25 protein-coding genes and 1 tRNA gene are annotated in these 23,775 nt (G+C 56.0%); 12 read left to right on the forward strand and 14 right to left on the reverse strand.

Annotated elements, in window-relative coordinates:
• Positions 1-169: 169 nt before the first annotated feature.
• Positions 170-613, reverse strand: a complete 444-nt coding sequence (locus ACI48J_RS24035) for an Lrp/AsnC family transcriptional regulator (protein WP_405080562.1) — start codon at positions 611-613, stop codon at positions 170-172.
• A 159-nt stretch (positions 614-772) separates the two neighbouring features.
• Between ACI48J_RS24035 and ACI48J_RS24040 the strand changes: the two genes are divergently transcribed.
• Together ACI48J_RS24040 and ACI48J_RS24045 are read left to right on the forward strand one after the other, a co-directional pair.
• Positions 773-1,327 carry a cysteine hydrolase family protein gene (locus ACI48J_RS24040; protein ID WP_326054764.1) on the forward strand — a complete coding sequence of 185 codons (555 nt, stop codon included), beginning with the start codon at positions 773-775 and terminating at the stop codon, positions 1,325-1,327.
• A gap of 209 nt (positions 1,328-1,536) precedes the next feature.
• On the forward strand, positions 1,537-2,004 hold the full coding sequence (locus tag ACI48J_RS24045) for a DUF2691 family protein (protein WP_405080564.1): 468 nt from the start codon (positions 1,537-1,539) through the stop codon (positions 2,002-2,004).
• A 169-nt stretch (positions 2,005-2,173) separates the two neighbouring features.
• Here ACI48J_RS24045 and ACI48J_RS24050 read toward each other — a convergent pair whose 3' ends face one another.
• Both ACI48J_RS24050 and ACI48J_RS24055 read right to left on the reverse strand, forming a co-directional pair.
• Entirely contained in the window at positions 2,174-3,370 is a 1,197-nt protein-coding gene (locus ACI48J_RS24050) for an MFS transporter (protein WP_405080565.1), read from the reverse strand.
• A gap of 144 nt (positions 3,371-3,514) precedes the next feature.
• Positions 3,515-3,586: transfer RNA gene (locus ACI48J_RS24055), tRNA-Thr, on the reverse strand.
• A gap of 249 nt (positions 3,587-3,835) precedes the next feature.
• On the opposite strand from ACI48J_RS24055, the gene ACI48J_RS24060 reads away from it, so the two are divergent.
• The 4 genes from ACI48J_RS24060 to ACI48J_RS24075 all read left to right on the forward strand — a co-directional run bounded on the left by ACI48J_RS24060 (position 3,836) and on the right by ACI48J_RS24075 (position 8,680).
• The gene (locus ACI48J_RS24060; protein WP_405080567.1) at positions 3,836-5,116 is read left to right on the forward strand and encodes a radical SAM protein; all 1,281 of its coding nucleotides are present in this window, start codon (positions 3,836-3,838) and stop codon (positions 5,114-5,116) included.
• Between the two features lie 313 nt (positions 5,117-5,429).
• The gene (locus ACI48J_RS24065; RefSeq protein WP_405080569.1) at positions 5,430-6,092 is read left to right on the forward strand and encodes an NUDIX domain-containing protein; all 663 of its coding nucleotides are present in this window, start codon (positions 5,430-5,432) and stop codon (positions 6,090-6,092) included.
• A 72-nt stretch (positions 6,093-6,164) separates the two neighbouring features.
• Entirely contained in the window at positions 6,165-7,064 is a 900-nt protein-coding gene (locus ACI48J_RS24070; RefSeq protein WP_326052260.1) for an SDR family oxidoreductase, read from the forward strand.
• A gap of 143 nt (positions 7,065-7,207) precedes the next feature.
• Complete coding sequence (locus tag ACI48J_RS24075) at positions 7,208-8,680, forward strand: basic amino acid/polyamine antiporter (RefSeq protein WP_405080571.1); 1,473 nt, start codon at positions 7,208-7,210, stop codon at positions 8,678-8,680.
• A 326-nt stretch (positions 8,681-9,006) separates the two neighbouring features.
• Here the strand turns inward: ACI48J_RS24075 and ACI48J_RS24080 are convergent, their stop codons facing one another.
• The 3 genes from ACI48J_RS24080 to ACI48J_RS24090 all read right to left on the reverse strand — a co-directional run bounded on the left by ACI48J_RS24080 (position 9,007) and on the right by ACI48J_RS24090 (position 12,668).
• Positions 9,007-11,010, reverse strand: a complete 2,004-nt coding sequence (locus ACI48J_RS24080) for a methyl-accepting chemotaxis protein (RefSeq protein ID WP_405080573.1) — start codon at positions 11,008-11,010, stop codon at positions 9,007-9,009.
• A gap of 199 nt (positions 11,011-11,209) precedes the next feature.
• Positions 11,210-11,536, reverse strand: coding sequence for a multidrug efflux SMR transporter (locus ACI48J_RS24085; RefSeq protein ID WP_326052257.1), 327 nt, complete (start codon positions 11,534-11,536; stop codon positions 11,210-11,212).
• Positions 11,537-11,672: 136 nt separating this feature from the next.
• Positions 11,673-12,668: a metallophosphoesterase gene (locus tag ACI48J_RS24090; protein WP_326052256.1), complete on the reverse strand. Its 996-nt coding sequence runs from the start codon at positions 12,666-12,668 to the stop codon at positions 11,673-11,675.
• 859 nt (positions 12,669-13,527) lie between these two features.
• Between ACI48J_RS24090 and ACI48J_RS24095 the strand changes: the two genes are divergently transcribed.
• Both ACI48J_RS24095 and ACI48J_RS24100 read left to right on the forward strand, forming a co-directional pair.
• Positions 13,528-13,728, forward strand: coding sequence for a cold-shock protein (locus ACI48J_RS24095; protein WP_016423801.1), 201 nt, complete (start codon positions 13,528-13,530; stop codon positions 13,726-13,728).
• A 128-nt stretch (positions 13,729-13,856) separates the two neighbouring features.
• Positions 13,857-14,063 (forward strand): cold-shock protein, encoded by a 207-nt coding sequence (locus ACI48J_RS24100; RefSeq protein ID WP_009674668.1) that lies wholly within the window; start codon positions 13,857-13,859, stop codon positions 14,061-14,063.
• 322 nt (positions 14,064-14,385) lie between these two features.
• Here the strand turns inward: ACI48J_RS24100 and ACI48J_RS24105 are convergent, their stop codons facing one another.
• The 4 genes from ACI48J_RS24105 to ACI48J_RS24120 all read right to left on the reverse strand — a co-directional run bounded on the left by ACI48J_RS24105 (position 14,386) and on the right by ACI48J_RS24120 (position 18,075).
• A complete protein-coding gene (locus ACI48J_RS24105) occupies positions 14,386-15,579 on the reverse strand; it encodes a cytochrome P450 (RefSeq protein WP_405080575.1) in 1,194 nt (397 codons plus the stop codon).
• A gap of 116 nt (positions 15,580-15,695) precedes the next feature.
• Entirely contained in the window at positions 15,696-16,637 is a 942-nt protein-coding gene (locus ACI48J_RS24110) for an alpha/beta hydrolase (RefSeq protein ID WP_405080577.1), read from the reverse strand.
• A 395-nt stretch (positions 16,638-17,032) separates the two neighbouring features.
• Positions 17,033-17,584 carry a DNA-3-methyladenine glycosylase gene (locus ACI48J_RS24115; RefSeq protein WP_405080578.1) on the reverse strand — a complete coding sequence of 184 codons (552 nt, stop codon included), beginning with the start codon at positions 17,582-17,584 and terminating at the stop codon, positions 17,033-17,035.
• Positions 17,585-17,598: 14 nt separating this feature from the next.
• Positions 17,599-18,075 carry a hypothetical protein gene (locus ACI48J_RS24120; RefSeq protein WP_405080580.1) on the reverse strand — a complete coding sequence of 159 codons (477 nt, stop codon included), beginning with the start codon at positions 18,073-18,075 and terminating at the stop codon, positions 17,599-17,601.
• A 176-nt stretch (positions 18,076-18,251) separates the two neighbouring features.
• Between ACI48J_RS24120 and ACI48J_RS24125 the strand changes: the two genes are divergently transcribed.
• Positions 18,252-18,638 (forward strand): DUF4183 domain-containing protein, encoded by a 387-nt coding sequence (locus tag ACI48J_RS24125; protein ID WP_326052251.1) that lies wholly within the window; start codon positions 18,252-18,254, stop codon positions 18,636-18,638.
• A 22-nt stretch (positions 18,639-18,660) separates the two neighbouring features.
• Positions 18,661-19,089, forward strand: a complete 429-nt coding sequence (locus ACI48J_RS24130) for a DUF4183 domain-containing protein (protein WP_405080582.1) — start codon at positions 18,661-18,663, stop codon at positions 19,087-19,089.
• Positions 19,090-19,156: 67 nt separating this feature from the next.
• Here the strand turns inward: ACI48J_RS24130 and ACI48J_RS24135 are convergent, their stop codons facing one another.
• On the reverse strand, positions 19,157-20,062 hold the full coding sequence (locus ACI48J_RS24135) for a polysaccharide deacetylase family protein (RefSeq protein WP_405080583.1): 906 nt from the start codon (positions 20,060-20,062) through the stop codon (positions 19,157-19,159).
• 64 nt (positions 20,063-20,126) lie between these two features.
• Here ACI48J_RS24135 and ACI48J_RS24140 point away from each other — a divergent pair, with 64 nt between their 5' ends.
• The gene (locus tag ACI48J_RS24140; protein ID WP_405080584.1) at positions 20,127-20,369 is read left to right on the forward strand and encodes a TetR/AcrR family transcriptional regulator; all 243 of its coding nucleotides are present in this window, start codon (positions 20,127-20,129) and stop codon (positions 20,367-20,369) included.
• 18 nt (positions 20,370-20,387) lie between these two features.
• Here the strand turns inward: ACI48J_RS24140 and ACI48J_RS24145 are convergent, their stop codons facing one another.
• A complete protein-coding gene (locus ACI48J_RS24145; protein WP_326052248.1) occupies positions 20,388-20,693 on the reverse strand; it encodes a hypothetical protein in 306 nt (101 codons plus the stop codon).
• Positions 20,694-20,835: 142 nt separating this feature from the next.
• Positions 20,836-21,597, reverse strand: a complete 762-nt coding sequence (locus tag ACI48J_RS24150) for a MerR family transcriptional regulator (RefSeq protein WP_405080586.1) — start codon at positions 21,595-21,597, stop codon at positions 20,836-20,838.
• Positions 21,598-21,736: 139 nt separating this feature from the next.
• On the opposite strand from ACI48J_RS24150, the gene ACI48J_RS24155 reads away from it, so the two are divergent.
• Positions 21,737-22,966 (forward strand): cation:proton antiporter, encoded by a 1,230-nt coding sequence (locus ACI48J_RS24155; RefSeq protein WP_405080587.1) that lies wholly within the window; start codon positions 21,737-21,739, stop codon positions 22,964-22,966.
• Between the two features lie 87 nt (positions 22,967-23,053).
• On the opposite strand, the gene ACI48J_RS24160 is transcribed toward ACI48J_RS24155, so the two are convergent.
• Positions 23,054-23,644 (reverse strand): DedA family protein, encoded by a 591-nt coding sequence (locus tag ACI48J_RS24160; protein ID WP_405080588.1) that lies wholly within the window; start codon positions 23,642-23,644, stop codon positions 23,054-23,056.
• Positions 23,645-23,775 lie beyond the last annotated feature (131 nt).

Genomic DNA, 23,775 nt, shown 5'->3' on the forward strand with positions numbered 1-23,775 from the left:
CGGCCTCAGTGTTCCAAATAGGAAATAGGAAACGATGCTTGCTTCTGAACATTCCGGTTCCACCGCTTCATATCCCCACACCTTTCCCAATGTCTCAAGAAACTATTATAAACGTATGAGCTAAGATTGCAAACATGAACACGACCCGCCGGATTTCTTCATGAATTCTTTACAGGACCGACTCCTTCACAGGCAGAATCAGAGCCTGAGCGAGCGGCGAGGATAAGACCACAAGCGTGGACGGCTTCCCGAACTCCATAGACGCGTCGATAAAAGTCTCCAGCTCGCGGACGGAGCTTGTCACCAGCTTGGTCAAATAACTGTACGGTCCCGCGATGCGGTGACATTCGGCAACCTCCGGAACCTGACGGACAAATTCCACGTACCGGCGGCAGTGTTCCGTTTCCATCAGGATATAAGCGATGACCGCTTTACCTACGGCTTCCGGGGATACGACGGCGCGGTACCCCGTCAAAACTCCCTTATCCTCCAATCGCCGAACCCGTTCGGCGGCAGCCGGCGAAGTAAGACCCACCTGCTTGCCGAGCTCCGTCATGCTCATTCTCCCGTTCTCCTGAAGCAGCGCGAGTATGCTGCGGTCTGTCTGATCCAACTCTTTCTCCCCCAGTTCTTTCTTTTTTAAAATACGCCCGTTCAAAAGCTTTCAAAGTCAAGGCGAACGAACACTTTTCCTTTCAGTATACCCTGTAACCCGAGCGCATCGGCAAGTAAAATGAATAGCAACGACGAAAGGAGCTGTCAACCGATGCAACTGAACGATAAAGCGGTTCTGTTAGTTATTGATGTCCAGAAGGCGTTTGACGATCCGCGCTGGGGCAGGAGAAACAACCCCGAAGCGGAGAGCAACATCGCCCTTCTGCTGAAAGCCTGGAGAGAGACCGGACGGCCGGTTATCCATGTGCAGCATATCGGAGTGACACCGCAGTCCTTGTTCCAAGCCGGCAGCGCTTCGGTAGAGCCTAAGCCCGAGGCGCTGCCTATGCCTTACGAAGCCGTCATCCGCAAGTCGGTAAACAGCGCCTTCATCGGAACGGACCTGGAGGCGCGTCTCCGCGTGCTCGGCTGCACCGAGGTGGTCGTCACCGGCCTCACGACCAACCACTGCGTGGAAACGACCGCACGCATGTCCGGGAACCTCGGGTTCCGTACGATTCTCGCAGCCGACGCTGCGGCGACCTTCGATCGTACGGGTCCCGACGGACGCGTCCATGCGGCCGAGGACATCCACGCGATGACGCTGGCGAACCTGCACGGCGAGTTCGCCGAGATCGCGGACACACGCACCCTGCTAGAAGCGGTGAAGTGAGCGGGGCTGCGGCGGACGGACAGCGGAGCCCGTTCTTCTTTTAGGTGACAAAAAGTCAGCGGCGTGTATGATTAAAGCAGCAAATGTTTGGCGGGGCTGATGACTTGCATCTTCAACCATTTACAGGGTGAGATAGAAACACGCGATTCCCGAGTAAATACCGGTTCTTACAACCCGATGCATCTTTTTATTCCAAAGAAGGTGAACGTATGACAAGAGGGATCAGCTTTCTGCTGCCCGATCCTTACGGGACTCCGCTTGCCGACTTGCTGTCTCCCGTTGAGCTTACCGCGTACAATTGGCTGGTTGATGGCGTAGAATCGTATGTCCTTGAAGAAGACGGATTGGGGCCTCCCCTCTTCCCGAATCCCGTCGAAACGATGGACGGCGGCCGTTTCAAGGAACGGATCGGCGCCGGGAGGCATTACCTGATTTTCGTGGACATCAAGGCTTTCCCCGCAGGCTCAACGGTGCAGGAGGTTAGGAATTACGGGCAGTTTACGTCCTCCGGCTGTGAGCTTGCCCTGATTATCGCGGATTCGGTTTATGCCGATCTCTACTGTAAAGATCAGGAGCTTCTGGCGAGGCTAGAGGCAAACGCCGTGGAGCGGGGCTATGAAAATGTCGTCTCTATAACGGACGACAACGATTTCCGGACCAGATTGGCGGCGTTGTAATTCCGGAAGGTTCTTTCGATTGGCCGTGATACAGGAAAACGGCGGCAGGGCCGCTGTTCGTCGAAGAGGCAGTGTGCCGGATATTCTCGGCCGACGGCCGCCACCCGTACAGAAAAGAGGTTCCGGATAAACCGGAACCTCTTTTTCTTTTATATGAAGAGCACATGCACTATGCCGTATGGACAGTATTGGCCGTTTTGCCGCCCATTGCCTGAAGCGCCTGGAGGCCGATAAATCCGCAGAGCCCGATGAGCCCGTATATGACCCACGGCCAAACCGTGCCGCCATACTCGCCGATGAGCCACGTGCCCAAATAATTGCCGATCGTCCCGCCGACCGCGTAAGAGAGCCCGAAAGCCCCGTAGAAGGCACCCGTATCCTCGTTCATGCTGTACTCCGCAATGGCGATGTCCACCCCCGGCAGCACAAGCGTTTCGCCCGAAGTAAACAGCAGCACGCAAAGCAGGACCCAGAATACCGAGGGAACCCACGGAACCGCGAGAAGGCCGAGCCCGATAATAAGCATCCCGTATTTGACGATCACACCGGCCGGATTTCTCTGAAAAACGCCCCGTAGCAGAAACATAAACAGAACCGCATACAATCCGTTGAAAATTACGACGCTGCTGACCAGGCGCCCGTTTTCGCTCAGCCGGTAAACTTCGAGCGGCAGCGAGACGGATAACTGTGTGAACATGATCCAGAACATCACCATCGCACCGGAAAACGCGAGAAACGGTCGGTTTCGCAGCACTTTTTTGTAGCTGTCGAGCATTTTGGCCGAATGCCGGCCTTTCGGAAAGCTTTTGGCTTGGGTCAGAAGCAGCACCGAAACCAGGAGAAACAATATGCTTCCGAAAAGCATCGGGTACGACGTATGAAAACTGACAAGAATGCCTCCCGTTACGGCCCCCAGAACCGCACCCGCGTTCAGCGCCTGATTGAAGTAGGTGAACGCGCGTCTTCTCAGAACAGGCGGCAGGTTGCCGAACAGCGATTTGATGGACGGCTCGTACATGGCCGGGCCAATGCCGATAAAACAAGCGGCGAGCACAAGTCCGCCAAAGCTGTCCAGCGCATAAATTCCCAGATACCCCAGCGCAGCCAGAAACGTCCCGGCTACCAGCATCGTGCTGTAGCCGATCCGGTCCCCGATCATGCCGGAAAAGAGCGGGACCGCCTGGTTGATCAGCAGAGCGACCGTCAGGACGGTGCCGGACTGCCAGGCGGGGAATTGCAGCGTATGGGTCAAGTAGACGGCCAGAAACGTAAATACGGAAAACCGGCCCATATTGATGAAGACGGTAGCCGCTATGATTTTCCGGGCGAAACCGGGCAGGGTCATGTTGTTCTTGTCTTCTGGCATCGTGATCGTGTCTCCTTCCGGCTGATCGTGGAAATCCGGCTTACCGAGGTCGTGGGGCCCGTGAAACCGGCAAGTATCCGGACAATATAAAAACGCGACCCCTCGAAAGCGAGAAACCGCGTTATTCCAATGGTTGTATAAAGATGCTGGTGAAGGGAATTGAACCCCCGGCCTACGCATTACGAGTGCGTTGCTCTACCCCTGAGCTACACCAGCATATTCCGAAGCGAATCGTGCCGGGCAAAACCGACATGTATAAGAATATACCCGCCCGCAAAAATTGTCAAGACTCTTTCCGACCTCTTTCGGCTGACAAAAACAAGATCCGACAAAGCTTGTCCCGCTCCGGTAAACCAAGGAAAAAACAGCCATGTTCCTTCCCGTATGAAGACCGGTTCAGATATGCTATACTAAATACAAACATATGTTCTGTATTGCTATTCTAAAACGGGAAGGTAACCTGCTATGAACCCTGTCCACTATGAAAAGATTACGGCCAAACAAGTGCTGAATCCGGTGAAAACTCCGGCGATGCCTTTCGAACATTCCATCAATCCGTACCGCGGCTGCCAGCACGGGTGCAGCTTCTGTTACGCACGGGCGATGCACGCCTTCCTCGGGCTGAACGGCGATGATACCTTCCAGACGAATATCCTGATGAAAGAGAACGCGCCCGAGGCGCTGCGGGAGCAGCTCCGCAAAGCCGCGCGCTCCCGCAAAGGCCTGGCCGGGATCGGCCGCATCGCCATCGGAACGGCGACCGATCCGTACCAGCAGGCGGAAGGCCGCGCCAAGCTGACGCGCGGCTGCCTCGAGGCGCTCACGGAGTACCCCGTGCCGCTGACGATTACGACCCGATCTCCGCTGATTCTGCGGGATCTGGATCTGCTCCGGAAGCTGCCCGTTTACGCCGTGAACATCAGCCTGAACACGCTGAACCGGACGACCTGGCGCAACTTCGAGCCGGGCGCCCCTTCTCCGGCGAAGCGGCTGGAGACGGTGCGCGCATTGACCGATGCCGGGATACCGACCGGCATCTTCATGGCTCCCATGCTCCCTTACATTACGGACGGCCGGGATGAGCTCGAAGAGCTTGTTGCGGCCGCGGCGGAGCATGGCGCGCAGTTTGTGATGGCGTCGTACCTGCGCCTGAGCGCCTCGGACGTCAAGGTGTGGTTTTTCGAGACGATCCGGCGGCATTACCCGCAGCTCGTCGGCAAGTACGCCGGGCTGTATGCGGCCTCCGCATACGCGCCTCGCGAGTACCGCGATCCCGTCCGCCGGTTCGTCGACGAACTGCTGGAGCGGTACGGGCTGCGCGACATGGACGAGGAGGAAGAGGCGCCTCGTCCGGGGGAGCGGACTGCCGCCGGCGCCGCAGCCTCCGGCCGTTCAAGCGGGAAGCCGCTTGAAGTCGCCTGGGAGCCGCCCGCGTCCGTTCCCGGCGGCGGCTGCTGCGCTGCGGCCAACGCGGGTGCTGCCGCCGGCGATGCGGCTGCCGCCGTGGCCGGCGCGGGCTCCGCGGCAGCGGACGGCGCGGCAGCGGACGGCGGATTCACCGGTGCGGCCGGAGCCAGCGCAGGCCGCGGGGAATCCGCCGGCGGCTCGGGCACGGCGCGGCAGAACGCCGGAATTCCCGGCGCAGCCCAGGCAGGCGCCGCCGCGGCCGGCACGGAAGCCCAGGGGGGAACGTCGCTGGCGCCAGAGCCCGACTCGCCTCCGGCCCAGCTCGTGTTCTCCTTTTGAGCGCTGCCCTCTGAAGGGGCTTTACTTTTGTCGGCGGCGCTTTACAGTCCGGGTTGCTCCGGGCTCTTTTTTCGTTTACGCTTCAAGATATGACAACGGCTAAAGCCGCCATTCCGGGTAAAACCGGCCCGATACTCCCTCCGAAACACGGAGCTTATTTTACTGCCAAACGGGGCGGGTCCGCCCGACTGCCTCCCACAACCTGACGTGACCTGCCGAACCTTACGGACATCCCCAGCCCGCCTGGGAGCAGATAACACGGTTGTGCTCAGCGGCTTTAGCCTGCCTACTTTTTATAGAAAGAAGGAATTCCATGACGCCCGAGATGTTCGATATTTACGACGAAGACGCCAACCGGATCGGGACCGCTTCACGCGAGGAGGTCCATACGGCCGGATACTGGCATCAGACCTTTCACTGCTGGCTTGTCCGCCCTGAGGGAGAGCGCCGCATGGTGCTGTTCCAGCTTCGTTCGTCTTCCAAGGATACGTTCCCGGACAAGTTCGATATTACGGCGGCGGGCCATTTGACCGCAGGCGAAACGATCCAGGGAGCGTCCCGCGAGCTTCAGGAAGAGCTGGGCCTCTGCGTTCCGTTCGACAGGCTTTCCCTTCTGTTTACCGTGCGCACCGATGAGCGGGGAACCGTGCGCGGCAGAACGTTTATCGACCGCGAAATCAGCCATGTATTCGGCTATGCAAGCGATTGGCCCCTGGATGCGTACACGCTTCAGGAGGAAGAAGTCTCCGGGCTGTACGAGGCCGAGCTCCACGAACTGGCCGCTCTTTTCGAAGGCACGGCCGACTCCCTGGAAGTCCGCGGCGTTCTGGCGCAGCATAAGGACGGGGTCGGGATCGGGGGCTTGTCTCAAGCCGATTCGGGCGCCGTATCGGTCCGGACTGTCGCCAAGGAGGATTTCGTTCCCCATCCGGACGACTACTATCTGCGCGTATTAGAGCTGCTCGCGAAGATCTAGGCACTCGAACGGGCACGGAGGAATACGATGGAGCATGATAATCGCCTATCCTTATTATTCAGGAGGTTCAACATGCATCCCATCTATCCTTATGTAGGCAAAGAAACGAAATGCGAGGAACAGCCGATCGCGTTTCCCGCGCAGCATCAGCCCCGTCAGCCAGGCATCGAATCCGAAATGGTTCCCCGGCCGATCGCCGAGAATCCTTATTACACCGGCAGCGGCAAGCTGCTGGACCGCGTGGCCCTCATCACGGGCGGAGACAGCGGTATCGGCCGCGCAACGGCCATTTCTTTCGCCAAAGAAGGCGCTGCGGTAGCTATCGTATTTCTGTACGAATGGAGCGACGCCGAAGAGACGCGCGCCCGGATCGAGCAGCTCGGCGGACGCTGTCTCCTGATTCAAGCGGACCTGCGGGAGAAAGCCGCCAGCTGCGAAGTCGTTGCCAGAACGTTATCGGCGTTCGGCAGACTGGATATTCTGGTGAATAACCATGGAGTTCAATTCCCGCAGCAGAGCATCCTGGATATTTCCGAGGAGCAGCTTTACGATACGTACCGGACCAATATTTTTCCGTTCTTCTTCATGACCCAGGCGGCTCTGCCTCATCTGTGCTGCGGGTCTTCCATCATCAACACCGCCTCCATCACGGCTTACAGAGGCGAGAAGGATCTGATCGATTATTCGTCCACTAAAGGCGCCATCGTCTCCTTCACACGCTCTCTGGCACTGTCGCTCGTGGACGAAGGCATCCGGGTAAACGCGGTCGCTCCGGGTCCTATCTGGACGCCCCTCATTCCTTCCAGCTACTCGGCGGAAAAAGTCCGGACTTTCGGGACGGATGTGCCGATGAAGCGGGCCGGGCAGCCTTTCGAACTGGCTCCCGCCTACGTGTATCTGGCCAGTGACGACTCCAGCTACGTAACCGGGCAGACCATTCACGTCAACGGCGGAGGGATGGTCACATCGTAAGCCGGTAAAGCCGCCTCACCCTAATGGCGACGCGGCGGCTCCTAATCATCCAGGAATCCTTTATTGCTTTATCAGAGTAAAAGATCTATAATACTTCCCTACACTAAATTTCATGCACATAAGCAATAAAGGAGTCCTTATTTATGTCTAACGAGCCGCGCAAACTCGGTTTGCTCCCTCTCATTTCCCTTGTCGTAGGTTCCATGATCGGCGGAGGGATTTTCAGCATGCCTGCCGATATGGCGCAGGATGCGGGAAGCGGCGCCGCCCTGATCGGCTGGGCGCTGACCGGCATCGGAGTCATCATGCTCGCCCTGACCTTCCAGAGTCTCGCCAATCGGCTGCCAAGCCTGGACAACGGCATCGTCCGTTACGCCGAAACCGGCTTCGGCCGCTTCGTCGGTTTTATAAGCGCCTGGGGCTACTGGCTCGCCAATATGATTACAATCGTGGCAAGCTCGGTTCTGCTGTTCGGCGCCCTTGATTATTTCATTCCCGTATTCGACGGCGGCAACAATGTGCTTGCCATCGTATGCGCTTCGCTGCTCATATGGCTGCTCCATAGTTTACAGCTCTCGGGAATCCGGGAAGCGACTCTCGTCCATATCGTAACGACGATGGCCAAGCTTATCCCGATCCTGGTCTTCATAGCGGCGCTGGCGACCGTCTTTCATTCGCCGACTTTTATTGCGGACCTGTGGAAAACCGCAGCCGAAACCGCCCGTTCTCCCATCGGGTTATCGGACATAGGAAGCCAGGTCAAACAGGCCATGTTTATTACCGTCTGGGCGTTCCTCGGCGTAGAAGGCGCCGTCGTGCTTTCCGGCCGGGCCAAGCGCAAATCGGACGTAGGCAAAGCAACGGTCATCGGCCTCATCGGTACGCTTGTCCTGTATATGCTCGTGTCGCTGCTATCTTACGGGGCGATGAGCAGGGCGGCTCTCGCCTCCCTTCCTACCCCGTCGGCCGCCTACGTACTGGAAGCGGCCGTCGGCAAGTGGGGCGCCGTCCTGATCAACGCCGGCCTCATCGTCTCTCTGCTCGGGCTTCTGCTCGGCATGTCTCTTCTTTCCGCGGAAACGCTCTACGTAGCCGGGAAGCAGAAGCTCATGCCCGCCTGGCTGTCCGGCGAGAACAAGAACGGCGCCCCCAAAGGCGCCCTCTGGATGACGACGGGAGCGGTGCAGCTTTTTCTGCTCCTGGTCGTCACCGCCTCGTCCACCTACCATGCGCTTTACCTTGTCGCGACAACGGCGGCGCTTATGCCTTACCTGCTGTCTTCGCTCTTCCTCGTTAAAACGGCGATAAGCGGAAAAGCTTACGCTCCGCAGGATTCGACCGGCGAATCCCCCCTCTGGAACGGACCGCGCAAGCGCGAGCTGGCTTACGGGACGGCAGCTACGCTCTACTCGCTGTTTCTGCTCTATGCGGCAGGACTGACGAATCTGCTCTATGTGTGCATGCTGTACACGCTGGGTCTTGCCTTCTATTCCTTCTCCGGAAGGGAAAAGGGCATCCGGGCGATGTACGAGCCCGCCGAAGCTTTCGCCGCGGCGGCTATCGTAGTGCTGGGGCTCTACTCGGCTCTCCAGTTCATATCCGGAAATGCCGGATAAGCTCTTGCGGCGTGCATTCGGAGAAGAAAGGCTCTAATCGCGGCGCATAACCGGACAAACAACAGCAGGCCCCTTAATCGGGGCCTTATTTTTTTGAAGCGGCAGCTTACGGAAGAGATTTGCGGCGTCCCCTCATGTGACGCCAAGCGCACCGGAAGGTTTCGCGCGGAGCAAGCTTCTTGGTTCCGGTACGGATCGCACGGCTCTAAAACGCGATATTCCGACCGCGTGGCGTCAGCTAATCACATGCAAAAACCGCGCGGCCTCCGTAGAAGCTCGCGCGGTTTTTTCGGCAGGCCGCTTCGGCCCGCTTTTTTTGTAAGCGTCTATTTGATTGTAAAAGCGGAAGCCAGCTTCTGCATCTCTTCCGCCATGGAGCTTAGCGATTCGGCCGACGAGGAAATGTCGTTCATCGAATGAAGCTGCCCGTTCATGCTCTGGGCGACCTGCCGCATCTGATTCAGCGTCTGCTTCGAAATATCGACCATTTCCTGCGAAGAAGCGGACACTTCTTCCGTGCCTGCCGAGATTTCCTGGGTGGCTGCGGACACTTCCTCGATCTGAGCGGATACATCCAGGATTGCCGTCCGAATGGAACGGAACGACTGCTCCATCGCGTTCATCAGGTCCTCGCCCTGGGCCACCTCTTCCAGGCTGCTTTCGATGGACTGCGTGCTTTTGCCCGTTGCGGCGACGATCTCATCCAGAATCTCCTGGATCTCTACGGTAGAATGGCTCGTTTGTTCCGCAAGCTTCTTGACCTCGCCCGCCACGACGGCAAAACCCCGGCCATGTTCACCGGCTCTGGCCGCTTCGATGGACGCGTTAAGGGCAAGCAGATTCGTCTGGCGGGCAATGTCGGAAATCGTGCTTGCAATCTTCTGGATTTCCGCGGATTTCTCCCGCAGCGAATAAATCGTACCCGCCGAATCCCGCACATTGCTTCCCACGGCTTTCATCTGGTTCAGCGTCCGTTCGACCGTTTCGCTGCCCCGGTTTACCTCGGAGCGTACGCTGTCCGTCGTTTCGGCCACCTGGGTCGAGGAAGCCGCGATTTTCTGGATGCCGATCGCCATCTCCTCCATTGCCTGAGCGGTTTGCTGCGCCGCGTCATGCTGGGTTTCGGCCCCCACGGCCGTGGAGTTGGCCGTCTGGGACGTGCGGGAAGCCACGCCGGCCGATTCGGCGGAAATAGCCGTCAACTCTTCGCTGGACGACGCCATATGATCGATCGCGGTTTTCATCCGGTCCAGGATGGAGCTGAACGAATCCATCATGCCGTTGATATCCGCATTGAGCAGGCCCATTTCGTCCTTCCCCTTCACGTCCAGCCTTCCGGTCAAATCGCCGCCGGCGGCTTTGCGCATCATCCCGGAAATGTTCATCAGCGGGCGCAGGATAGCCCGGGAAGCGAAGATCGAAATCAGAATAACGAAAAGGACGGATACCGCGAGAATGACGACGGCCAGTGTTTTCGCCTTGGACACCGTACTGTAAACCTCGGTTTTCGGAGCGCTTATTAACAGCTTCCAGCCGGTTTTCTTCACTTCGGAGTAAGCCAGAGCAGCCTCTCCTACCTTCCCGTCGCCGGCGTACAAATAGCCTGTCTGGTCCGCGGAGGCCGCGAGTTTATTGTCCAGATCCGGCGCGATATCCTTGACGGGTTTTCCGATATCCGCCGGGTCCGGATGGAGCAGAATATTGCGGTTGCCGGACAGCAGGAAGGCATAGCCTTTTTCCCCGAAATGAATCCGCGACACGAGCGAAACGATCTGCTTCGGACTCACGATCGCTTGAATAATTCCGGCGTATTCGCCGTTCTTATCCACAATCGGCTGGTCGATAATGATAATATCCTCTTTGGAGCCGACATCTTTCAGAATATCCGAGACGGCCAGCTTTTTGGACGATTTCGCGTTTTTAATGTTCTGGAAAGCGGACACGTCCGTTACCCCGCCTTTTGTATCGTGGGAAACGTCTTTGCGGTCGATGTAGGCAAAAAAGAACATTTCCGGATCGCTGTCCTGCAAATATTTCAGATAAGGCAGCACTTCTTTCTCCGAAGACGCGGTCGCAAATTCAGGATGGGCCTTTACGAGTCCTTCCACGGCGTTTATTTTCTGTCCCATCCACAAGTCGATATCGGCAGCCCCCATTTCCGCCCGTATTCTCATGTTTTCTTCCGTTTGCTTGGATATGTAGCTATTGGAGTTCGACATCAGGATCAGGGTCGCCGCTATTAAGGGAACCGAGGTAATCACGAGCAAAAGCAGGGAAATCTTGATCCGCAAAGACAAATCGCGGAATTTGAAGGTTAAACCGGGTTTCATTAATTTCACTCCTTGACAGGTTTAATAATCTATGTCTCTCTGTCACCATTTTCGACAGTATTCTACACGCTTCCTCTCCAATAAGCTCCATTCCGTAAATTCGGATAAATTTTTCCGGCCACATCCGCCCCGCAGGCATACAAAAAACGGAAAGCCCTACAGGCCTCCCGTTTCGTAATCAAACTCGATTCGCCCGGTTTCAGGCATGCCCCTTGTTAGTCAAGTTAAGCAGCGCCACCCCGGCAATAATGAGAATGATGCCGATGACACCGGCTACGCTCAGTTTCTCTTTCCAGACCAGAAAACCGAGAATGGCGGTAAAAGCGGTCCCGACTCCCGACCATATCGCGTAGCTGAGGCCAAGCGGCAATGTTTTGAGCGCCAGAGACAAGCAATAAAACGCCGTTCCGTAGCCGAGAATGACACCCGCGCTCGGGAGCCATTTTGTAAAGCCTTCTGAAGATTTCAGCAGGCTGGTCGCAAAAATTTCCCCTATGATGGCAATGGCCAAGTACACATATCCCATTCCGGTCAAACTCCCCTGTCAAATTTATCTAACCGCTAATCCCCTTCATTATACCGTAAAATCGCGCAAAAAATGAAAACGGCACCAGCCGTGGTGGCCGATGCCGGTTCAATCCGTATTAATTCCGGTCTGTCCTTTATTTCCGGACGGGTATTTTAAATTGCGCTTCCGGAATCCACTTCTTGGCGTAAAAATCACGGCCTTGAATCGATACCCGGTCTTCATACACTTCTACGTACAAGCCTTCGCTTTCCTTGGCGTCCTTAAGTTTTTCTCCCCCTTGACCGTCGGAAGTCCACGGACGTTCCACGGAAGAGGAATTGACCATCGTAAACTTGTCCCTCACGAGGGTGTCCGGCTGCCTAAGCTCCCAATGCGTGTGACCGCTGAAAAAGATCACTTGCGGGTACTTCGACAAAATGCTTTTCAGCTCCTCATGCTGGACGACCGGACGCTTGTTGGAAGCCACCGACGTTCCCGCTACCGTTCCGGGAAGCGGCTGATGCAGGAAGACGAAAATCGGCTTCCCCGACTCTTGTCCATGCCTGGCGAGCGACTGCTCCAGCCAGTTCAGCTGCTCCTTGGAAAGATAAGCGTCCTCCATGTTGTCGGGATTGGTCTGCCGGTACTGCTCCGAGCCCAGAAATATAAACGGGTATCCCTTGACTTCCTCTTCATAGTAAACCTTCTTCTCCCCGGTAAAGGACAAAAACCTGCCGATGGACGCCGCTTCGGTTTCTTTATTGGGGAAGCTGTTCGGACTCCAGTTTCCTTTGGCGTTCAGCCAGGCGGAATAAAATTCATGATTGCCGATGGTTGCGAATGTTTTTTGCGGATGCGGAGTGCTCTTCATCAGTTCCTTAAGCCGCGTATAATCGCGGGCGGAACCGCCGGTCAAATCCCCGTTGATCACCAGAGCGTCGGCACCCGGATTGATCCGGTTGAGATCTTCCAGAGCTTCCGTAAATTTACGCTGGGAATCCTTCTTGGCGGCGTCGACATGCACATCGCTGATCACCGGAAAAGTCAGTACCGGCTTGTCCGCTCTCTCCTGTATCGCACCCGCGGGAACGGTGGAAAGTACGAGCAAACTCGCCGACAACAGAAGCGTCAAACCTGCTTTATTCTTCATACACATTCCCTCCATTTCATCTCTGGACGGGGAGAAAAGGTCAAGTCAGGAGGGGCGGAAACGTTTTTACGGCGGAAAAGAAAGAAGCACGTTCAAAAAAGACCGTGCCCCCATCCGGTTTTGTGCCGACGGCGTCTAAACAGCCTTGCAGGAATAGTCCTCGCCGTCTTCTATATCGTGAGACAATCTTTCTCTCTGACTCCGGTCCTGGTTCGTTTCTCTTTATTTCTCTCCAGCCGTCCGACTCGTCCATTCTGGTTAAGGTCTCTCTCCTACGAAACAACAGCGGCAGATCCGCTAAAATCGTGTCAGGCCTGACCTTTTCTCCCTTGTAATTGGAAAATCATAACTTTTAATACCCGCTTGGAATGAAAGATAAACCCTTCTATTCCGCGGGATGCGCACTTTCTCGCATCCAAATTGTTCCTTTTTCTGATTATATAGATTCCAGACAAAAAAAGACACCCTTGCGGGTGACTCTCAGAAAAGAATCTTTTCAAGAGCCGATCAACCTCCGAATCATACAAAGGTGAATCGCTGTCAGGAACATTAACCCCACTTTGTTAATCGGGATAATCGACCGCCTATTTTTCCAGCTCAAAAAAGCGCTGTTTCCGGGAAGGAAAACCGGCGCCGGCAAGCCGTAAACCGCCAAATATCAGGTTGGTCACCCAGCATTTGGGTCCCCCTAAAGTTGCTATAGAGGAAAATATATGGTAAAATGAATTATTCGTATATTTTTAGTTCTTAGTTCACATATTACAAAGGATATCACGGAATGGGTGCACTTTGTAATGTGTGAACTTTTTTCCTAAAAGGATATGGGTAAATCTTTAAATTTCCGGGAGGTTTTACAAGCATGGAAACAGGAACAGTTAAGTGGTTTAACGCAGAGAAAGGTTTCGGCTTCATTGAAGTTGAAGGCGGCAAAGACGTTTTCGTCCATTTCTCCGCGATCCAAGGCGATGGCTTCAAGTCCCTTGACGAAGGCCAACGCGTCCAATTCGACATCGCTCAAGGCAACCGTGGTCCACAAGCCGAGAACGTTGTAAAACTTTAAGCAACTACACAAACTTATAGAAGGAACTGCCTTTCCTAGGATCAGGCAGTTCTTTTTCATGAACTTCTATAACCTATACGGTCTTGCGTAGACTATAGAGAAGGCCGACTATCTGAAGGAGGGTCACTATGCATTATTCCAAGAAGAACATGGAACCTGTTCCAGAAGAAGAGATTACCGTTTGGGCGTGCAGCCAAGAAAGCTGCGTATGCTGGATGCGGGAAAATTTCTCGTTTAATCAAGTCCCTCTCTGTCCGATTTGCAAATCCGAAATGGTTAAGCAAGTCAAGATGCTTCCTGTGCTTACAAACCACAACCATAACGCCCTGGGTTAACACCGTCCCGTTTCATTAGAATCAGCCAAAAAAAGCCGAGACCTTGAGGTCTGGGCTTTTTTTGCGTCGTTTGGGCTGCTGCTCGATTTCGGCCGTTGCGATCAGGCCGTGACGTAGGCCGGGCCAGCCGGGCGGCCGTCAGTGCGGACAAGCACGCAAGCGGCCAGCCGGGTATGAACGGTCCCGGCTTACCGAACGCCGTGCGGGGCCGTAACGCGCGTCCGAATTCGCGCGCGCTGGGAAGCGAGTCCGTCCGGGCTGCTCGGCGTCACATGACGGTGGTCAACCCGGCAGGCCGGCTCCGATACGGCCTTCGGCCGGACTAGCCCAGCCGCTTCGTCGGCGTAAACGTGAGCGGCAGGCTGCTCACGCCGTGGACGATAAACCCGCGGGCGGGCGTCAGCGGATCTTGATCCGCCCGGGCCAGATCCGGCAGGCGCCCCAGGATAGCCTGAAGCGCTACACGCGCTTCCAGGCGGGCCAGCGGAGCGCCGAGGCAGAAGTGCATGCCGTGGCCGAAGGCGATGTGCGGGTTCGATTCGCGCGCGATATCGAACTTGTCGGCATCGGCGAATTTGGCGGCGTCGCGGTTCGCCGAGCCCATCCAGGCCACGACACGGCTGCCGGCCGGGATGACCTGGCCGCCGATCTCCACGTCCCGCGCGGCGGTGCGGAACATCGCCTGCAGCGGCGACCGGTAGCGCAGCACCTCCTCGATCGCGGACGGCAGAAGCTCCGGCCGAGCGCGCAGCTTCGCCAGCTGGTCCGGGCTCTCCAGCAGCGACAGCACGGCGTTGCCGATCAGGTTCGTTGTCGTTTCGTTGCCGGCCACCAGCAGAAGCGCGCAGAAGGAGAGAATATCGCCTTCGGACAAATGCGTGTTGGACTCCTCGGCGGCAAGCAGCGCGCTGATCAGATCGTTGCGGGGCTCTTCGCGGCGGAGGGCGATGATTTTACGGAAATAAGCGTTCATTTCCTCTTGCGCTTGCTGGGATTCGCTATTCGTCGCTCCGACGACGGAGTCGGCCGACGCGACAACCTCATCCGACCAGTGCTTGAACTGCTCGCGGTCCTCGCTCGGGATGCCGAGCATCTCCGCGATGACAATGACGGGAAGCGGATATGAGAAATCGCGGATCAAATCGATGCGTCCCGTTTCGGAAACTTGATCGAGCAGCTCGTGAGTAATCGCGGCAATACGTGATTCCAATGCCGCGACCGCCTTGGGCGTGAACGCCTTGCTCACCAGGGTCCGCAATTGGGTATGCCGGGGCGGGTCCATCGTAATGAGGCTGAATCCGGCTTCCCGGCTCTCCTGCTCCGTCCCTCCCTCAAACTTCGGGCGATGCTCGGAAGAAAATTGGGCATGGTCGAAAAGCACCTGCTTGACGTGTTCATAATCGAAAACGGACCAGATCCCGAGCGGTTCCATAAACATGACCGGCTGATTTTGGCGAAGCTGGGCGTACAGAGGATAAGGATTTCTCAAAAAATCGGGCGAAAAGAGCGTATTCATTGATTATACCGCCTCCAAATAAGGGTTAAAGAGAGCGACTCGCTCTCCCGAACGGGATCAAGAATGAACCAGCCGGACTTTACCGGTCTGCTTCCGCTTGTTGTCTTCCTATCTTGCTACCGATTGTCCGTGCCCAAGGCAAGCCGCAGCTGCGAGGCCATTTCATCCAGCGCTTCCTGCACTGCGGGAACGAATTTATGAAAGTTGGCGAAGCCGTGAATCAGGGTCTCGTAATTCTTGTACACCACTTCGACTCCCGCCTGGATAAGCTTGTCCGCATATGCCTTGCCGCTGTCCCGCAGCGGGTCGTACTGGGCAGTCACGATCATCGCGGGCGGCAGCCCGCTTAGATCTTTATGGTGGATGGGGTAAGCATACGGATTGCTCGCTTCTTCCTCCGTGTTCAAATACTGCTTCGAAAACCATTCCATCATTCCCGCGGTCAGCAGGTACCCTTCCTTGTTCTCGCGCAGCGATGCCGGGTCCTCCTCGAGAAAACCTGCAGCAGGATAACATAGCAGCTGGTAAACGATCTCCGGTCCGCCCGCTTCCTTCAACTTGATGCAGCTTACGGCCGCGAGCGTTCCTCCGGCGCTGTCGCCGCCGACGGCGATTCGTTCGGGATCGATGCCGAACTCGTCCGGATGGGAAGCGATCCATTGAAGGGCATCGTAAGCGTCGTCCACCGCCGCCGGGAACTTGTTTTCCGGAGCTAGGCGGTAATCCACGGAAATCACCCGGGCATGAACCGAGTTCGCCAAGTTCCGGCAGATGGAGTCATGCGATTCCAAATCTCCAACTACAAAGCCGCCCCCGTGAAAAAAAACGAACGCCGGCCACGGCCCCTGACCTTCAGGCGTATAAATCCGGACGGGAATATCCCGCCCCTTCAGCGGAAGCTTCCGGTCCTCCACCCGTTTGACCTCCTCCACCCCGAAGGTGAGGGCCGCATTCCCCGTACCTTTGCGGAGATCCTCCGGCTTCAGGTCCTCCAAAGACGGCAGCGGGTGTGAATTCATCTGTTTAAGCATCATAGCAATACGCGGTTCCACCGGCATAACACGACGTCCTTTCGAATTAAGCGTTCCCCCTTGAAACGGAAACTCTAGAGAGGGGGACAAAAAGGAACAAGGGTTCAATCGGATACGGCGTACGAAAATTAGTTTCATAGTGAAATATTTAAACACGAAACATTTCACTTATCTAAATGGTAAATGGCGGGGAACCGAAAGTCAAATTTAGCCGGCTTTCCTAGTTTCCAAAGGACTTTACATATTTTGGCGCCTACGCAAAACAACCCGCCTCCGCTTGTTCGGGACGGGCTCTATAGATTTCGGTGCGTATTCGCGGAAATATGCTTGCCGGGTATACGGGTAAAGCAGGGCTTCGCTGTAAGAATTCGTGTGAAGCAGCCGTGCTTCCTTCGCCCCTCCATCCAAGTCTTCACCGGGTGTTATTCGGCGACAAAACGCCACGGATAGTCCACCGCCTTGGTGATGCCGATCCGCGGCGTGACGAGAATCGGGCCCGCAGGAGGGGCTCCGGGCTCCAGCGCCAGTCCTTGCGGCGGTTCCGCAAGCAGATCGCAGCCGTTCTGCTCCCGGGTGATCCCGAGGCCCTGCGCCAGCTTGCCGGGACCGTTCAGCAGGTTCCGGTCCGGGGCGCCCCCGCGGTTTCCGCGGATCAGCTCCAGCCCCTCGAGGGGCCTGGCCGCACGCAGCAGCACCGCGCCCACTCCGCCGGGCTCGTGGGCCACGACGTTGATGCACAGGTGCATCCCGTAGATGAGGTACACGTACAACCGGCCGACCTCTCCGAACATAAGCCGGTTGCGCGGAGTGACGGCCCGGCTGGCATGGCTGGCCGGATCGTCGGAGCCTTTGTAGGCTTCCGTTTCCGTAATCGCCACACGAATAAGCCCCGCCTCTGTCTGCCGGACGAGCTCGCATCCGAGCAGTTCTTTCGCTACCGTAACAGTATCGCGTTCCAGAAATGACGCGTCCATTTTTCCGCCCCCTCTTAATTGCCGTATTTCTCCCGCCACGCCTCACTCCAATCCGGATAAGAAACGGAATGGACTTCTTCCAGCGTTTTACCGTCCAGCGACCAGCCTCCGCCGGCCGATCCGTATTGATCCTGAGGAAACGAGGTCCCGCCGAACGGCTGCCCTTCCGTCTCGTACACATAAACGTCGACCTTTCCTTTGGAAAGAGGATGTCCCTTGACGACGAATTTCCGGACACGGATCGTTTTACCCAAATACCGTTCCGGATCTACGGTTTGAAGGCCCCAGTACATCATCCCGGGCAATTGATTGAGTATATCCTTCGTCAGCTCGTAGCTTTGGACTTCGCCCTCGTAAGACAAAATGCGGTAGCCTTTGTCCTCCAGATAGCTTTTGGCCAAACTTTGTTCCCGCGGGACCTGGACTTCCCTGCCGTCTTGACATCCCGTCAGCAAAAGGAGAATCAAGAGCGCAGCCCATCCAGCTTTCATCGTGGTTCCTCCTTTCAACACTTTATGACCTTGACCGGCCTTCTTTTAGCGCTGCAAAAGTCAGCCCGCTGCACGACGGCGGCTCGCGGCCCGGCAGACGCCCGGTTTACGGCGGCCTCCCCTTTGCATATATAAACAGGAAGAAGAGTTTTCCTCTGAGGAAGGAGGCGGGCGCGGTGCGGCTAAAACGGAAGAAACGGATCCGCAAAACGAAACATTCGGGCTCCCTGCGCGTTCTTAAGGCAAAAACGGCCGTTTTTGTCACGTTTTCCGACGGAATCCGGCGCATTTACAGAAACCGCGACCAGGACCCCTCCTACGGCCGGGTACGAATACCGGATCCCCGCACCGTGTCCTACATGAACCTGTTCGTAAACGCGGTTCTCCAGCCGTCCAGCGTCTACCGGGTAAGCCGGGGGAAACTGAAACTCCGCTCGCCTGAATTGCCGGAAAAAGGCGTGCCGATCATGCTGCAATTCGTCACGATTTTGGGAAAGCACTCCCGCGGATGCCGGGGGCGAAAGACCGCGACAACCTGCCGTTCACCGCATAAGGTAAGGTAAACAAGCAAAGAGGTGATCACGCATGCCCCCATCTTTAATCAAACTGTTCGTTGCGGCGAGCAGCGTCATTACGGGAACCGTCACCACGACGACCACGACGGCCGTGGACGACAACGTCAGACGGTTCGATGCGGTCGTGACCGCGCCGATGATCGACGCGGGCGCAGGCACGACGACGATTCCGGACACAAGCTTCCGGGACGATTCCGGCACTGCCTTGGCCGCAGGCGCGCTCCCCGTTCCGCCGGCGGGCGGTTACTATAACCTGTATGCGAACGGAGTGCTGCAGGAAGGAGGCCTCTCTACGCTGTCCGCGACAAATCTTGTCATCACTACGGCCGCGCTGCTTCCCGGAACGCCCGTTATCGTGGAAATTCACGATTATACCGGCACGACGTCCGCTTCCGCTTCGACGCCGAACCTGACCGTAACGACGACGGTGAACACATAAACGGTTCCCCCTCTTCAGCGGGAAATATCGGTCCAGCAGTGGCCGTCCCCCGGATAGGGGGATTTTTTTAACGGGACGACCTCTGCAATCTTTGAAGCTCCGACCAGCCGATGAGACGGATTCCTTCGACGGCAAGCACTCCTTTTATTTCGGAATCGCGGAAAAGACGGAATTCCCACTCGCGCTTTTGCCAATGAGGGTTGATCGCTTTCAATTCCTCGGCGGGCAGAGCCGGATGTAGGATGAACTCCGAGACCCCGGGCTTAAGAGCCCTCAAAAGCCGTATGACGGTCCCCCGGAAGCTCTCGTAGGTCTCCCCTTTTTCCGTATGAAAAGAAAGACCCAGCAAATAATCCGGAATCACCACGCCTTTGGCGTCGGCCTGGGCCGCGCGCAGCCGGGCCATCTTGGCCGCTTCGGCCGGCACCTCCAGTCCCATATCCACGTACCGGGGAATCCGGAAAGGCAGCCCGTAGGCCGCGCAAATGTCAAACACGATGCCGAGAAAATCGCGGCCGGTGCCGAGGCCGTACAAACTTCCCATGTGATTGTCCAGATGAGTCGGCATAACGCCCATCCGCATCGCCAGCTCGATCTGGCTCACGATTTCCGTCCGCACCTCTTCGGGGTCGGCTCTGCGCTCGAATGACGCGGAATCCGCAGGGAAGTAACCTTCCTGCGTGACGAGCGACGCTACGCTTCCATGCCGGGTAACCGGCCCCCATTTGTAAGGGGACCATTCGCTCGTAAACGTCAGATGGACGCCCACATCCGTCTGGGGATGGGCCGCCGCCCAATCCGCGGCTTCTTTCGCCCAGCCGCACGGCATCATGACGGTCGCCGACGAGACCGCCCCTTCGGTCAGAAGCTGCGCGATTCCCTCGTTCGCGGCATGACACATGCCGTAATCGTCCGCATTGACGATAAGCAGTTTTTCGTCCGGGCGGCAGCCCAGCGCTTCCGCAAGACTCATCTTTTCCCCTTCTTTCCGAGAGTAATGACTGACCAGTCCATTTTTAGTACTATACAGTACTAGTATGAAAACGACTAAACGAACTTCCAACCGGGAGAAAGCCCTGAATACCGCCGAACACCTTTTTCTGACAAAAGGGTTTCTCTTTACCAGTATGGACGAAATTGTAGCCGAGAGCAAAGTATCCAAAACGAGTATCGTACTGGAGGGCTCGATCCGTAAAAGAACCGAAGCGGACCGGGTTGCGGAGGAGCTTGAGAACATCAGTGTCGCAAAGCTTTTAGAAGCGTTAATGCGGAGAGGTTAAGACTGCGGGTATATCGCTTTAATCAAGGAGCCTAAACCGCTCCAACTGATCGTGAATGCCTTCTTTCCGTAAGATTTCTTTCTGCTTGGGGCCGATCAGGTCAAAATGCGGAAACGGGGCCCGGTTATGAATGTACCGGGGATTCAGCCCGTGGGAGATGCACCAGTCGGACAAGCGGCCGAGGTCAGAACAGCCGACTTTCGTGACCGTCGTGATTCCGGGAAAGCGCGGTTCCAGCCAGTAATGCGTCAGGTAAGCGATGTCTCCCCGGGAAACCGCCGCTTTCCAGCGCTGCAGTTCCTCTCTTTTCACTCCAAAAGCCACCGGTTCTCCCCCTTTCCGGGTAATGATGTGTTTAAAGCGGCTAATAAGCGCCGGTCGCATGCCGCCGGCCAAGAAACTAATTATACCGCAAAAAACCGCCGGGCAACATACGCCCGGCGGTTGTCCGCAATCCATTGCGCCGTTATTGCGCAGCTGCCCATGATTCGGCGGCGGCGCGCAAATAATAAGCCAAACCGGTCTGCTGGCTCTCCAGCATCTGACGGTGAAAATCGTCTTCCATAAAAAACTTCGCCTGGTTGACGTAGTCTTGGGGTCCGAATGCGTGCCCCGCTTTGTTCAGGAAATCCAGATGGTCCCGGAGCAGCGTCCGCACGTCTTCGTGATCGAACTTCACTCCGTTTTTGAGGGCGCCGGCCATCCCGTCCGTAAACCGCTTTGCCTCCGCAGCCTGTTCGTTCAATGCCTCCACGTCGATCGTTTCTTTCTCCAGAAGATCGTACCCGTACGTTTCTTTCAAATACTCGTTCTGCTCCGTCAGCGCCTCTTTCCATTCCTCTTCTCTGCCGAATCCCTTGAACATGTCTGCCATTTCCATTCTTTCTCCCTCCGAGGCGTACCGGATGGACTGCCGCAGCGTCCGGAGAAGCTGTTCCAGCCTCACCTTCCGCGCCGTAAGAAGCTCCTCCTGCTCCGATAAAACAGCTGTCCGCTGCGGTTTTTCTTCCAGCACCCTCCCGATTTTTTCCAGCGGTACATCCAGTTCCCGGTAAAACAAAATCTCCTGCAAGCGCTGAAGCTCCTCCATCCCGTACAGCCGGTAGCCCGCTTCACTGATCTTCCGGGGCGGAAGAAGACCGATTTTGTGGTAATGATGCAGGGTCTTTACCGTTACACCCGACACCCGCGCGGTTTCTTTGACGGTCAAGAGCTTGTCGCCGAGCATGGTATTCCTCCTTTCCATTCAAAGTCTAAAGGCTCCTCCAAGAGGAGGGTCAAGACGAATCCGCAAAAAAATTTATACACTTTAACGGCAACCGGGTAATATTAGGGAATACTGATCAAAACGGAAAGTGAGGCGGATTATGCACCATTTTAACGAAATCTTTATCCAAATTCTTGTTCTTCTCGCAGTTTCCATGGCCGTTATTGCCGTCGCCAAAAAAGTAAACCAGCCTTACTCCATCGCGCTCGTCCTGACAGGGCTGCTGCTCGGACTTATCCGCGTACCCTTCCTGGAAGCGGCCGAATCCTTCATTACACAATCCCATGTGTTTCAGGCGATTATCATTTCCCTGTTTCTGCCGATTCTCCTGGGGGACGCAACGCTCAAGCTGCCCTTCTCCCATTTAAAAGAACAAAGCAAGCCCGTTCTCGCACTGGCCTTCGGCGGTACCCTGCTGTCCTTTCTGCTGATCGCCTTCGCTTCTTATTACCTGCTCGGACTGCCTCTCGTCGTGGCTTTTACCTTTGGCGCATTAATGAGCGCAACGGACCCGATAAGCGTCATCTCCATTTTCAAGTCCCTGGGAGTTCCTAAACAGGTCGTGACCATCATCGAAGGAGAGTCGCTGTTTAACGACGGGATTGCCGTTGTACTGTTTCAGATTTCTTCGGTGTACCTGCTGTCCTACATCGAAATGGGCTGGGCCGGAGCGGGGAACGGTCTGCTTCTGTTCCTTCAATTTGCACTCGGCGGCATAGCGGTAGGTGCCTTGATGGGCTTCGTTTTCTCCCAGCTCATCCGTTTTTACGACGACTATCCCCTGGAAATCGCCTTCTCCATGCTGCTTTTCTTCGGAAGTTACTTCATCGCGGAGCATTTCCACGTGTCCGGAGTAATCGCGGTCGTTGTTGCCGGGCTCATTTTCGGGAGCTACGGAGCCAAGATCGGCATGTCGGACAAGACCTTCATGAACATTCATTCCTTCTGGGATGTCATCACGCTCATTGCGAATTCGCTCATTTTCCTCATGATCGGGCTGGAAATCCGGAACATAAATTTTGCCGATAAATGGGGCATGATTGCCGCGGCTGTGATTCTCGTTCTGCTCGGCAGAACAATTGCCCTCTATGCGAGCGTCTTCTTCCTGAAAGATTTCCCGAGGGCGTGGAAAAGCGTGCTGAACTGGGGCGGGTTAAAAGGAAGCTTGTCCATCGCGCTCGCTTTAAGTCTTCCGCAGGATTTCGCGGGGCGGGACGACGTGCTCGTCCTTACTTTCAGTATCGTCCTCTTCTCCCTTCTTGTCCAAGGCTTGACGATCAAGCCCCTTGTCGTCAAACTGGGGCTGAGCCGGCAGAAGAATTCGTCCTGATACGGCGGCCGGCTGAGATGCCGGCCTCTTTTCTAATTGGATATTCTTCGCTTCTATGCAAAAAAAGCCGCCCTTCCACGGGCGGTTCTAAGTTTGTGACTTCTTCGCTCTGTTTCTCCAGAAGAGGAATAAAACCGCCGCGGCACAGCCGATAACGAGGACAAGCTTCGTTTCCGGAACGACCAGAAGCTGGGACAAATTGTAGCCCCACTGCCGCCCGATTCCGTAAAAAATGAGCGTCCATACCCAGGCTCCGCTATATGCGTACAGAGCGAATTTGGCATAGCGTGTGCCGTATGCGCCCATAAAAATCGGCACGATATACCGGACACACGGGATAAAACAGCTGATGCAGAGCGCTGCCGTGCCGTACTTATCGAGAAGCTGCTCGGAAGACGCGAAATACCTCGCGAATCTTTCCTTGCCGCGCAGCCGGTTAATCAGACGTTTGCCGAATACCCGGCCGATCACAAACCCGATCGTAACTGCCGTGATCAGCCCCAGAAAAATACACAGATAAACGAGCCAGGGATTAAGCAGCCCTTCGGCTCCGATAGCGCCGCCTGTCATCACGGTCACTTCATTGGGTACCGGAATGCCGAAAGGCCCCAGCGCCAGAGCCGCATAAAAAAACGTATATCCGTACTGGTCCACCAGCTCCAGGATGAGATCCCCCATCGCCCTCCGACCTCCTTCGTGTATATATTAGGTACCTTTACGACTCCGATTTTAATCTAAAATTGTTACGTTTTTTTGATGGAGGACCTGAGAAATACCGGGAATACCTCTGCCCGCAAAAAAAAGGATAC

Origin of the sequence: Paenibacillus chitinolyticus (assembly GCF_045038035.1) — a bacterium.
Taxonomy (GTDB): domain Bacteria; phylum Bacillota; class Bacilli; order Paenibacillales; family NBRC-103111; genus Paenibacillus_F; species Paenibacillus_F chitinolyticus_A.

What these genes read in the sequence shown, in the direction of transcription:
- ACI48J_RS24045 (WP_405080564.1), top strand. Translation starts at nt 1,537, where the DNA reads ATGACAAGAGGGATCAGCTTTCTGCTGCCCGATCCTTACGGGACTCCG.
- ACI48J_RS24050 (WP_405080565.1), bottom strand. Translation starts at nt 3,370, where the DNA reads ATGCCAGAAGACAAGAACAACATGACCCTGCCCGGTTTCGCCCGGAAA.
- ACI48J_RS24060 (WP_405080567.1), top strand. Translation starts at nt 3,836, where the DNA reads ATGAACCCTGTCCACTATGAAAAGATTACGGCCAAACAAGTGCTGAAT.
- ACI48J_RS24065 (WP_405080569.1), top strand. Translation starts at nt 5,430, where the DNA reads ATGACGCCCGAGATGTTCGATATTTACGACGAAGACGCCAACCGGATC.
- ACI48J_RS24070 (WP_326052260.1), top strand. Translation starts at nt 6,165, where the DNA reads ATGCATCCCATCTATCCTTATGTAGGCAAAGAAACGAAATGCGAGGAA.
- ACI48J_RS24075 (WP_405080571.1), top strand. Translation starts at nt 7,208, where the DNA reads ATGTCTAACGAGCCGCGCAAACTCGGTTTGCTCCCTCTCATTTCCCTT.
- ACI48J_RS24080 (WP_405080573.1), bottom strand. Translation starts at nt 11,010, where the DNA reads ATGAAACCCGGTTTAACCTTCAAATTCCGCGATTTGTCTTTGCGGATC.
- ACI48J_RS24085 (WP_326052257.1), bottom strand. Translation starts at nt 11,536, where the DNA reads ATGGGATATGTGTACTTGGCCATTGCCATCATAGGGGAAATTTTTGCG.
- ACI48J_RS24090 (WP_326052256.1), bottom strand. Translation starts at nt 12,668, where the DNA reads ATGAAGAATAAAGCAGGTTTGACGCTTCTGTTGTCGGCGAGTTTGCTC.
- ACI48J_RS24095 (WP_016423801.1), top strand. Translation starts at nt 13,528, where the DNA reads ATGGAAACAGGAACAGTTAAGTGGTTTAACGCAGAGAAAGGTTTCGGC.
- ACI48J_RS24100 (WP_009674668.1), top strand. Translation starts at nt 13,857, where the DNA reads ATGCATTATTCCAAGAAGAACATGGAACCTGTTCCAGAAGAAGAGATT.
- ACI48J_RS24105 (WP_405080575.1), bottom strand. Translation starts at nt 15,579, where the DNA reads ATGAATACGCTCTTTTCGCCCGATTTTTTGAGAAATCCTTATCCTCTG.
- ACI48J_RS24110 (WP_405080577.1), bottom strand. Translation starts at nt 16,637, where the DNA reads ATGCCGGTGGAACCGCGTATTGCTATGATGCTTAAACAGATGAATTCA.
- ACI48J_RS24115 (WP_405080578.1), bottom strand. Translation starts at nt 17,584, where the DNA reads ATGGACGCGTCATTTCTGGAACGCGATACTGTTACGGTAGCGAAAGAA.
- ACI48J_RS24120 (WP_405080580.1), bottom strand. Translation starts at nt 18,075, where the DNA reads ATGAAAGCTGGATGGGCTGCGCTCTTGATTCTCCTTTTGCTGACGGGA.
- ACI48J_RS24130 (WP_405080582.1), top strand. Translation starts at nt 18,661, where the DNA reads ATGCCCCCATCTTTAATCAAACTGTTCGTTGCGGCGAGCAGCGTCATT.
- ACI48J_RS24135 (WP_405080583.1), bottom strand. Translation starts at nt 20,062, where the DNA reads ATGAGTCTTGCGGAAGCGCTGGGCTGCCGCCCGGACGAAAAACTGCTT.
- ACI48J_RS24140 (WP_405080584.1), top strand. Translation starts at nt 20,127, where the DNA reads ATGAAAACGACTAAACGAACTTCCAACCGGGAGAAAGCCCTGAATACC.
- ACI48J_RS24150 (WP_405080586.1), bottom strand. Translation starts at nt 21,597, where the DNA reads ATGCTCGGCGACAAGCTCTTGACCGTCAAAGAAACCGCGCGGGTGTCG.
- ACI48J_RS24155 (WP_405080587.1), top strand. Translation starts at nt 21,737, where the DNA reads ATGCACCATTTTAACGAAATCTTTATCCAAATTCTTGTTCTTCTCGCA.
- ACI48J_RS24160 (WP_405080588.1), bottom strand. Translation starts at nt 23,644, where the DNA reads ATGGGGGATCTCATCCTGGAGCTGGTGGACCAGTACGGATATACGTTT.